Raw genomic sequence first — 10191 nt, forward strand, 5'->3', positions numbered from 1 at the left:
CTTCACGTGACGAAAACGTGACTAGCAGCGGGTTGACGCGTTACAGTCCTCTCACCGTTAATGTTGCGACAAAGAAAACCTCGGGCAAGGCGACGCCGCCGTCGCGACTCTGGAGGATCGACATGCGCAGGAACCCCGTACGACTGGTCACGGCAGTGGCCGCGGCCCTGGCCCTGGTGATGACCGGGTGTTCGAGCGGGGGCGACTCCGGCGACCCGAACACGCTGAAGGTGTGGTGGTGGGAGACCGACGACAGCGCGTTGTCGGCCGCCTGGAAGCACGCCGTCTCGATCTTCGAGAAGGAGCACCCTGGTGTCACGGTGAAGCAGGAGCTCAAGACCTACGAGCAGATGCAGCAGTCGGGGCAGTTGATCCTGGACTCCAACGACACCCCCGACGTGCTGGAGTACCTGAAGGGCAACGCCACCGCCGGTGTGGTGGCGAAGGCCGGTCTGCTCACCGACCTGACCGAGGTCGCCCAGAGCCGGAGCTGGAAGGTCGACAACACCGCCCAGCAGGTCGGGCTGTACGACGACAACGGGCTCATGGGCTCCGGCAAGCGCTACGGCGTAACCAACTACGGCGAGTACGTCGGCGTCTGGTACAACCAGGACCTGTTCGCCCAGCACAACGTGCAGGTGCCGACGACCCTGGCGGAGTTCGAGAACGCGCTGAAGACGTTCACCGACAAGGGCCTCACGCCGCTCGCGCTCGGCTCGGCCGACTACCCCGGCCCGCACCTGCTGTACTCGCTGGCCCTGGCGCACATGGATGAGAAGTCGCTGGCCGCCTACCAGCGGTTCGAGGGCGAGGTGGACTGGTCGGCCTGGGAGAAGGCCGCCACCACGATGCGCCAGTGGGTGGAGAACAAGTACATCAGCACCGACTCCACCGGCATCCCCGCCCAGGACGCGGGCAACGCGTTCATCGCGGGCCAGTACCCGATGTTCGTCTCCGGCACGTGGTGGGGCGGCCAGATCGCCGAGCAGCCCACGTTCAAGACCGACCAGTTCCTGTTCCCCGGCAACAAGCTGCACCCCGGCTCCGGCGGCAACCTGTGGGTCGTGCCCGCGAAGGCCAAGAACAAGGACCTCGCGTACGACTTCATCGAGATCACCCAACGGCCCGAGGTGCAGAACTTCCTGGCCGACAAGGGCGGCGTGCCGGTCGCGTCCGAGCCCGGTTCGGCGAGTTCGGCGATGGGCCTGCTGGTCGGCGACCGGTTCACCGAGCTGCTGTCCGGCGACAAGGGCGGGCTCGCCTGGTACCCGGACTGGCCGGTCGCCGGCCTGAACGACGTGCTGCTGGCCAACACCACGAACCTCGTCGGCGGTGACGCGACCCCGCAGCAGGTGGTCGAGGCGATCAAGGCCGCCTACGACGCCGGCAAGCCGACCGCCTAGACCGGCCGCGGGAAAGGATCGTCATGCCCTCGACGAACACAGTCACGCTCAACACGGCCACGCACGCCGTCACGCCACGCAAGGGCACGTCGGAACGCCGTGGCGGCTACTGGTGGTACATCCTGCCGGGCGCGGTCGGGTTCCTCGCCGTCGTCGCCGTGCCGTTCGGGATGAACCTCTGGTACAGCCTCACCTCCTGGAGAGGCGTCGGCGACCCGGTGTTCATCGGGTTCGAGAACTACCAGCGGCTGCTGGGCGACCCGCTGTTCTGGGCGTCCTTCCGGCACAGCGTGGCGTTCATCGTGGCCATGGCGATCCTCCCGACGGCCATCGGGGTCCTGGTCGCGGCAGTGCTGTTCAACTACATCTCGCCGAAGTTCGGGTCGAAGGTGGCGAGCTTCCTGCGCGCCACCTACTACCTGCCGCAGATCCTGCCGATCGCGGTCGCGGGCGTGCTGTGGAAGTGGATGTACCAACCGCAGTACGGGATCATCAACACGACCCTGCGCGACCTCGGGCTCGGCGGCCTGGCGCAGAACTGGCTCGGCGACTCCGACCTCGCCATCTACGCGGTGATGAACGTGCTGGTCTGGCTCCAGATCGGCTACACCGTGGTGGTGTTCATGTCCGGGCTCTCCCGGGTCGACCCGGCGCTGTACGAGGCCGCCGAGCTGGACGGCGCGAGCTGGTCGCAGCAGTTCCGCACCATCACGCTCAACCAGCTCCGACCGGAGATCGCGGTCGTGCTGATCACCACGTCGGTGGCGGCGTTGAAGGTGTTCGCGCCGATCTTCGTGCTCACCCGCGGCGGTCCAGGCACCAGCACGATCGTGCCCGCCTACTTCTCGTTCTCCAGCTTCTTCACCACGACGAAGGTCGGCTACGGCGCCGCGGTGGCGTCCGTGCTGGCGCTGATGATCTCGGTCGTCGCGGTGGCGCTGCTGCGCTACCAGACCCGCAACTCGGAGGGGTTCGATGACGGCCGTCCATAGTCCGGAGAAGCCGGCCGTGAGCCCGGCGTCCCCTCCCGTGCGCCGGGTCAAGCGCCGCAAGCGCGGTGTGAGCGGCTGGGTCGTGCTCGCCCTGGTCGCCGGTGTGGGCCTGCTTATGCTGTTCCCGTTCTGGATCGCGCTCATCAACGCGTTCAAGCCCGCACCGGACTACATCGCCAACGGCCCCGTCTCGCTGCCCACCGAGCTGGACTTCTCCGCCCTGGTGGACTTCTGGGGCGGCGTCGACTTCAACCGCAAGCTGCTCAACAGCGTGGTGATCAGCGGCAGCGTGGCGCTGATCGCGGTGACGCTGAGCCTGCTGTCCGCGTTCGCCATCGGCATCGGCCGCATCCGCGGGCGGATCTGGATCCTCGCATTGTTCATGCTCGCGTTCACGATCCCGCAGGAAGCCTTGGTCTACCCGCTGTTCGTGCTCACCCGCGACCTCGGGCTCTACGACACCATGACCGGCGTCATCATCATCCTGGCCGTGCTCCAGAGCGCGTTCGGCACGTACATGCTGTCCTCGGTGCTCGGCACGTTCCCGCCGGAGGTGCTGGAAGCCGCACGGCTCGACGGCGCGAGCCGGTTCCAGGTGCTGCGGCTGGTGGTCCTGCCGCTGACCAGGCCGACGATGGCGGTGCTGATGACGTTCTTCTTCATCTGGACCTGGAATGACTTCTTCCTGCCGCTGGTGTTGCTGCCGTCGGCGGACAACCAGACGGTGTCGGTCGCGCTCGGCGCGCTGAGCGGCCAGTACACCAGCGACCCCACGGCCCTGGCCGCCGCGTCGTTGGCGGGCATCCTCCCCGCGCTGGTGTTCTTCCTGCTCTTCCAACGCACGCTGATGCGCGGCGTGAACCTCGGCGCCGTCAAATAACCTCCCAAAAGGACATACATTGAGCCTCGAACAGACGGTCACCCACGCCGTGGCCACAGCCCCGTGGTGGACCTCGGCCGTGGTGTACCAGGTGTACCCGCGCAGCTTCGCCGACTCGAACGGCGACGGCGTCGGCGACCTCAACGGCATCACCGCCCGGCTGGACCACCTGCAACGCCTCGGCGTCGACGTGATCTGGCTGTCGCCCGTCTACGCCTCACCGCACGCCGACAACGGGTACGACATCTCCGACTACCAGGCCGTCGACCCGGTGTTCGGGACGCTCGACGACCTCGACCGGCTGCTCGCCGAGACGCACGCCCGGGGTATGAAGCTGGTGATGGACCTGGTGGTCAACCACACGTCCGACGAGCACCCGTGGTTCGTGGAGTCGCGGTCTTCGCGCGACAGCCCGAAGCGCGATTGGTACTGGTGGCGCCCGCCCCGGGACGGGTTCGAGGCAGGGCAGCCCGGCGCCGAGCCCACGAACTGGGAGTCCTTCTTCTCCGGCCCGTCGTGGACGTTGGACGAGGCGACGGGGGAGTACTACCTGCACCTGTTCGACCGCAAGCAGCCGGACTTGAACTGGGAGAACCCGGAAGTCCGGCAGGCGGTCTACGAGATGATGCGGTGGTGGCTGGACCGGGGTGTGGACGGCTTCCGGATGGACGTCATCAACCTGATCTCCAAGGATCCGGACCTGCCCGACGGCGCCACCACGGGCACCGGCGGACTCGGCAACGGGTTCCCCCACTACGGCACGGGCCCGCGCATCCACGAGTTCATGCAGGAGATGCACCGCGAGGTGTTCGAGGACCGGCCGGGCGACCTGTTGACGGTGGGGGAGATGCCGGGCGTCACCTGGGAGGACGCCCGGCTCTTCACCGACCCGACGCGGCGCGAGCTGGACATGGTGTTCCAGTTCGAGCACGTCTCGCTCGACCACGGTCCCGGCGGCAAGTTCGACCCCAAGCCGCTGGACCTGCGTGACCTCAAGGCGTCGCTCGGTCGGTGGCAGACCGCGCTGGGAGAGGTCGGCTGGAACAGCCTGTACTGGAACAACCACGACCAGCCCCGCGTGGTGTCGCGGTTCGGTGACGACGGCAAGTACTGGCGTGAGTCGGCGACGGCGTTGGCGACCGTGCTGCACCTGCACCGCGGGACGCCGTTCGTGTACCAGGGCGAAGAGTTGGGGATGACCAACGTCCCGTTCGCCGGGGTGGGTGACCTGCGTGATGTGGAATCGCTCAACCACTTCCGCCAGTCGGTCGCCGCCGGGGGTGACCCGGAGTCGGTGTTGCGCGGCCTGCGCGCGATGGGCCGTGACAACGCCCGCACACCGGTCCAGTGGGACTCGACGCGCAACGCCGGGTTCACCACCGGCGAGCCGTGGATCGTGGTCAACCCCAACCACACCTGGCTCAACGCCCAGGCCCAGTACGACGACCCGCTCTCGGTCTTCAACCACTACCGGCGGCTCATCGAGCTGCGCCACACGTTCCCGGTGGTCGCCCATGGCGATTTCCGGATGCTCTTGGCCGACGACCCGTACATCTACGCCTTCGAACGCGAGCTGGACGACACCCGCCTGCTCGTCGTGGCCAACCTCAGCGGCACCACACCGACCGCCGTGCTCGACGGCGAGTGGGCCGCCACAGACCTGGTTCTGTCCAATGTGGAATCCGTCTCGCTCGTGAATGGACGGATTGCGATGGAACCATGGAGTGCGCACGTATTCGTCCGTTGACTCCCTGACGGACATCCCTTCCCAATGACGAGAAGAGGATTTCGTTATGTCCAGAGCAAGAGTGAGCCGACCGGCGGCGCTTGTCGCCGGTCTGGCGCTCGCCCTGGCCGGCGCCGTCGCGCCGGCCGTCACGGCGGGCGCGGAGACGCCCCCGGTCATCCAGGCCGCCTCCGTCGCCGCCGCCTCCACCGCTGACAGCGATCAGCTCAAGACGTGGTGGCACGACAACCACGAGTTCAACACCGGCAGCCCGGTGGCGAGCGACAAGGTCAGGCGTTCGTCGTTCTACGACGTCCAGGTCGCCACCGCCGCGGCGCCGGCGACCAGGTACGACTCGTTCGCGTACATGAGCATCGCGCGCAGCGGGAAGGGGAAGATCGGCTACACCAAGGAGGACGGCGCCGAGTTCTCCTCGTCGGCGAACCTGACGATGAGCTGGTCGTCCTTCCAGTACGCGACCGACGTGTGGGTCGACGTCTCCCTGCGCACCGGCCAGAGCATCTCCTCGGCCGACCAGGTCAAGATCAAGCCCAGCAGCCTGAACTTCGCCAAGCAGCTCGTCGACGGCGACACCGTTCGGGTCAAGGTTCCCCACAGCGCGGCGGGCTACCGCTTCTCCGTCGAGTTCGACCCGCAGCTGTACACGGCGTACAACGACATGTCGGGTCCGGCCACCGACGCCGGCAAGCTCACCACTGCCTCGGGCAACGGCAACCGCGCCATCCACACCGAGCCGCGCAACTCCATGATGATCTTCGCCGAACCGGCGCCCACCGGGACGGAGCGGGACCGGCTGATCCCCACCACGGCCTCGGGGAGCACCTACTACCCGCCGCAGGGGCAGGTCACCAACCTGAACACGATCAGCGAGGAGATCGTGTACTTCCGGCCTGGCACCTACTACATGACCTCGAAGTACCACGCGTTGCTGCCCAAGCAGGTCAAGTGGGTCTACCTGGCGCCTGGGGCGTACGTGAAGGGCGCCGTCCGCTTCCCCGACGACAGTCAAGGGCTGTACAGGGTGACCGGCTACGGCGTGCTCTCCGGCGAGCAGTACGTCTACGAAGCCGACACCGCCAACAACTACAACCACCTGTCGGGTTCGTCCAACTGCCACTCCACCTGCGTGAAGATGCTCCAGTTCGCGTCGGCGCAGGGTCGGCAGCAGCACCTGGACCTCCAGGGCGTGACCATCAACGAACCGCCGTACCACTCGTTCGTCGTCTACGGCGACGAGCAGACCTTCAGCATGCGGGTCGAGAACTACAAGCAGGTCGGCTCCTGGTACTGGCAGACCGACGGCATCGAGCTCTACCGCGGCAGCACCATGAAGAACACGTTCTTCAACGCCAACGACGACGTGCTGAAGATGTACCACAGCGACGTCAGCATCGATAACACGGTGATCTGGAAGAACGAGAACGGCCCGGTCATCCAGTGGGGTTGGACTCCCCGCAACATCGACAACGTCCGGGTGAACAACACGCACGTCATCCACAACCGGATGTACTGGAAGGACGTCAAGTACAACACCTGCATCATCAACTCTTCCTCGCACTGGGAGAACATGGGCTCGACCACGACGGCCAACCCCAGTACGTGGGTGAAGAACATGACCTTCGAGAACATCACCGTCGAAGGCATGACCAACTGCGCGATCCGCGTCTTCGCCCTGTCCAGCACCGAGCACATCCACGTCAAGAACCTCAAGATCGACGCCTGGAGCCACCTGGACGCGTCCTCGCAGGTCAGCCTCCTCAAGCGGTACAGCAACAGCAGCGGGCAGAAGGTGGTCCTGGGCAACGAGACGCGGGACAGCCGCGGCCTGAAGCTGGAGAACTACACCGTCGGCGGCACCGTCATCGACAAGGCCGGCGCCAACTGGGCCGCGGACCAGCTCGGTCGGATCGGCTTCGACGCCGAGACCTGGGACAACTGGAACGCCTGGGGCCCCGGCGGCAACAACCCCGGTCCGGGCCCCGACCCGGTCACCGGCGGCCGGATCGTCAACGGGGGGACCGCAAAGTGCGTCGACCGCGCGGGCGGCGGCACGGCGAACGGCACCCCAGTTCAGCAGTGGACCTGCGCCGACGTGGCCTCCATGGCGTGGGCGCTCGACGGGCAGCAGCTCAAGTCCGGCGGCAAGTGCCTTGACGTCGAAGGCGGCGCCACCGCCAACGGCACCAAGGCCCACCTCTGGGACTGCGGCACCTGGGACAGCCAGAAGTGGGCCTTCCAGTCGAACGGCACCCTGAAGAACCTCAAGTCCAACCGCTGCCTGGACGTCGAAGGCCAGAGCACCTCCAACGGCGCCCGCCTGCACCTGTGGGACTGCGGCGCGTGGAACAGTCAGAAGTGGACACTCGTCGCCTGACAGATCCATAATGGACTGTCGCATTAGTCTGAACGTGTAGCAAGTAAGTCCTTTATTGACACCGAAAAGTGTCGTGCACTAACCTGAAGAAGCCGCCGCCACGGTGTTCAAGCCCCGGCGGGACACCCTTTCCCCCGGTGCTTCCTTCCGATTCTGACGGAGGCACACCCATGAAGAAGTCGGTCAAGGCGGCTTGGACCGCGACCGGAGTCACCGGCCTCGCGCTGTCCGCGGCGTTCCTCGCGTCCTCGCTGCCCGCGAGCGCGAACGTCGTCGCGGTCACGTCCCCCGTGAGCGCGGGCCCGGCGGCACACGGCCAGCAGTACCCGGACGGGCCGTCCTCGGTCGACGGCTCGCCGATGGAGCGGTGCCGGCGGGGCACGGACTACACCGTGCCGAGCCGCAACCCGGTCCTGGACGAGTCGCTGACCACGAGCTTCAAGAGCAACGTGGGCCTGTCGGTCAAGGTCCAGCTCGAAGGCGGCACCTACTACGGCAGCCGCAAGCTCATCTTCACCAACACGAGCAACGCGCCCGTGCACACCGACTGCCTGGTGCTGAAGTTCCGCGCGCCCTCGGGCTCGGTGGACCACCACTACCGGGCGTCCGTCCAGTACGGGCACCCGCAGCAGGACTACGTCGAGGTGCCCCGCGGCAACGGCGAATCGCACTACGTCATCCGCCTCGGGTTCCACGACGTGCCACTCGCCGATCGCACCATCCCGGTCGGGCAGACGTGGGTCTACGAGCTGGCCGGCTCCAACCAGGGCTCGATGAGCCTGGAGGCCACGCGTGACTCCGTCGAGGTCGTGGCGGACATGAACGTCGGCGGCAACACCTGGATCTCCCGGTACGGGACCAAGCGCCTGGGCAACTGACACCAGGCAGGTGGCGGTCCCGCAGCGTTGCGGGGCCGCCACCCGGTCACCCGGGAGGATCCACGGTGAAAACCCTTGTCCACATCGCCTTGGCCGTCACGGTCGTCGCCGGCTGCGCCGCCAATTCCACTGAATCAGGACACCATCACCACCACGCCATGACGGCGGAGGACGCCGCGCGGCTGCGCGGGGTCGCCACCACGTACCTCGGCCTGCTGTCGGGCGGCGACCCGACCACGGCGTGGGACATGTGGACCGCAGACGCACAGCAGCGCGACGAGCGGCAGGTGTTCGCGGACCGGCTCGCGCGGTGCGGGCCCGGAATCCCGTACGAGGTGCTCGGCGTGGTCGCCGACGGGCCGGACCTGGCCAGCGTGACCTGGCGGCACGGTGAGCGCACCGGAGAGCACCTGCTGCGCCTCCAGGACGGGCAATGGCGCGTCGACCCCGTCGACACCACCACGTGCGGTGCGCCGTGAACGCCCGCGCGGTGACGCTGCTGCGCTGCTCGCTCGGCCTGGTGTTCGTCTGGTTCGGCGCGCTCAAGATCGCCGACGTGACACCGGTCGCCGACCTGGTCGCCCGCACGGCGCCCTGGTTGGACCGCGACCTGCTGCTGAACTCGCTGGGCGCGGCGGAGGTCGTGCTCGGCGCGGCGTTCTGGCTCGGCCGCCGGCTCCTGTGGGTCGCGGCGGCGGCCTCGGCACACCTGCTGGGCACGTTCCTGGTGCTGCTGGTCCAGCCGCACGCGGTGTTCCAGGCCGGCAACCCGCTGCTGCTCACCACCGAGGGCGAGTTCATCGTCAAGAACCTCGTCCTGATCACCGCGTGCCTGGTGCTCATGTCCGCCGACCAGTCGCGCGTATTCCCGTCGCAGTCGACACCAGGACGCTCCGGCGTGGCCTGACCACGCCGGGGTGAGCGGGACCGCCCGGTGGCGGCCGGCTGGTCCCGCTCGTGCGGAAAGCGGTGGCGTCGACCTCTGTCGACGCCACCGCCCCACTTCACACACGGAGGACACCCATGCACACCGCCTCACCCACGGTCCGACGCCGGACAGCCCTGCACTTCGCGCTCCTGGCGGCACTCATCGCCTCGGCGCTGACCTTCCAACCGACCCGCGCCTCGGCCCACGGCACGGTCGTCGATCCGCCCACGCGCAACTACGGGTGCGCCACCCGCTGGAACGGCCCGGGCGCGCCGGGCATGCAGGAGCAGGACTTCATGTGCTACCTGGCCTGGCACCAGAGCCCGGACGCCATGTGGAACTGGAACGCCTTGTACGCCAACAACCTGGGCGAGGACATCGAGCGCGCCATCCCGGACGGCCAGATCTGCAGCGCCGGACGTGCGGAGATGGGGCGTTACGCGCCGATGGACAACCCCGGCGCCTGGAAGGCGGCGAGGGTGGGAAGCACGTTCCCCGTCACCGTGCAGGACGTGGCCCGGCACGGCGCCGACTACCTGAAGATCTACATCACCAAGCAGGGCTTCGACCCCACCACGTCCGTGATCGGCTGGGACGACCTGGACTTCGTCAAGCAGACCGGCCGGTACTCGTCCCAGTTCGAGTACAAGACCGACGTGTCAACCTCCGGATACAGCGGACGACACGTGCTCATCACCGTCTGGAAGGCGTCGCACATGGACCAGAAGTACTTCCTGTGCAGTGACGTCGACTTCGGCTGATGTCCGCTGGTCAACGTCTGGCTAGCGCCTGTCGCGCCCGTTAGTGCGCTCCCGTGAGTCCTACGTTCAGAACGCGCGAGTCGTACCTTCAGAACCACCGTGTCCTACGTTCAGGACCCCCGAATTCAACGCTCAGAACAAACGATCTTGTACTGAGCGTTGAATTCACCCGTTCCGAACGTAGGACTCACGGGTCCTGAACGTAGGACTCACGGGGTCTGGAGGTTC

General features: G+C 67.1%; 9 protein-coding genes. All 9 read left to right on the top strand.

The genetic code is table 11. The annotated features are described in order from the left end of the window. Window positions 1–122 precede the first annotated feature (122 nt). The 9 genes from F4560_RS09170 to F4560_RS09210 all read left to right on the top strand — a co-directional run bounded on the left by F4560_RS09170 (window position 123) and on the right by F4560_RS09210 (window position 9963). A complete protein-coding gene (locus F4560_RS09170) occupies window positions 123–1403 on the top strand; it encodes an ABC transporter substrate-binding protein (RefSeq protein WP_184918592.1) in 1281 nt (426 codons plus the stop codon). 23 nt (window positions 1404–1426) lie between these two features. Continuing rightward, on the top strand, window positions 1427–2395 hold the full coding sequence (locus F4560_RS09175) for a carbohydrate ABC transporter permease (protein ID WP_184918594.1): 969 nt from the start codon (window positions 1427–1429) through the stop codon (window positions 2393–2395). Between the two features lie 16 nt (window positions 2396–2411). Further along, a complete protein-coding gene (locus tag F4560_RS09180) occupies window positions 2412–3275 on the top strand; it encodes a carbohydrate ABC transporter permease (RefSeq protein ID WP_312868918.1) in 864 nt (287 codons plus the stop codon). Between the two features lie 19 nt (window positions 3276–3294). Beyond that, window positions 3295–5022: a glycoside hydrolase family 13 protein gene (locus F4560_RS09185; protein ID WP_221483421.1), complete on the top strand. Its 1728-nt coding sequence runs from the start codon at window positions 3295–3297 to the stop codon at window positions 5020–5022. Between the two features lie 46 nt (window positions 5023–5068). Beyond that, the gene (locus F4560_RS09190; RefSeq protein WP_184918598.1) at window positions 5069–7396 is read left to right on the top strand and encodes a family 49 glycosyl hydrolase; all 2328 of its coding nucleotides are present in this window, start codon (window positions 5069–5071) and stop codon (window positions 7394–7396) included. Between the two features lie 170 nt (window positions 7397–7566). Continuing rightward, window positions 7567–8274 (top strand): hypothetical protein, encoded by a 708-nt coding sequence (locus F4560_RS09195; RefSeq protein WP_184918600.1) that lies wholly within the window; start codon window positions 7567–7569, stop codon window positions 8272–8274. Window positions 8275–8339: 65 nt separating this feature from the next. Further along, complete coding sequence (locus F4560_RS09200; RefSeq protein WP_184918602.1) at window positions 8340–8753, top strand: hypothetical protein; 414 nt, start codon at window positions 8340–8342, stop codon at window positions 8751–8753. After that, complete coding sequence (locus F4560_RS09205; protein ID WP_184918604.1) at window positions 8750–9181, top strand: hypothetical protein; 432 nt, start codon at window positions 8750–8752, stop codon at window positions 9179–9181. The genes F4560_RS09200 and F4560_RS09205 overlap by 4 nt, the downstream gene beginning before the upstream one ends. 116 nt (window positions 9182–9297) lie before the next feature. Beyond that, entirely contained in the window at window positions 9298–9963 is a 666-nt protein-coding gene (locus tag F4560_RS09210) for a lytic polysaccharide monooxygenase (protein WP_184918606.1), read from the top strand. Window positions 9964–10191 lie beyond the last annotated feature (228 nt).

This window comes from Saccharothrix ecbatanensis, assembly GCF_014205015.1.
In the GTDB taxonomy this organism is placed as follows: Bacteria; Actinomycetota; Actinomycetes; order Mycobacteriales; family Pseudonocardiaceae; genus Actinosynnema; species Actinosynnema ecbatanense.

What these genes read in the sequence shown, in the direction of transcription:
- F4560_RS09170 (WP_184918592.1), top strand. Translation starts at nt 123, where the DNA reads ATGCGCAGGAACCCCGTACGACTGGTCACGGCAGTGGCCGCGGCCCTG.
- F4560_RS09175 (WP_184918594.1), top strand. Translation starts at nt 1,427, where the DNA reads ATGCCCTCGACGAACACAGTCACGCTCAACACGGCCACGCACGCCGTC.
- F4560_RS09190 (WP_184918598.1), top strand. Translation starts at nt 5,069, where the DNA reads ATGTCCAGAGCAAGAGTGAGCCGACCGGCGGCGCTTGTCGCCGGTCTG.
- F4560_RS09195 (WP_184918600.1), top strand. Translation starts at nt 7,567, where the DNA reads ATGAAGAAGTCGGTCAAGGCGGCTTGGACCGCGACCGGAGTCACCGGC.
- F4560_RS09210 (WP_184918606.1), top strand. Translation starts at nt 9,298, where the DNA reads ATGCACACCGCCTCACCCACGGTCCGACGCCGGACAGCCCTGCACTTC.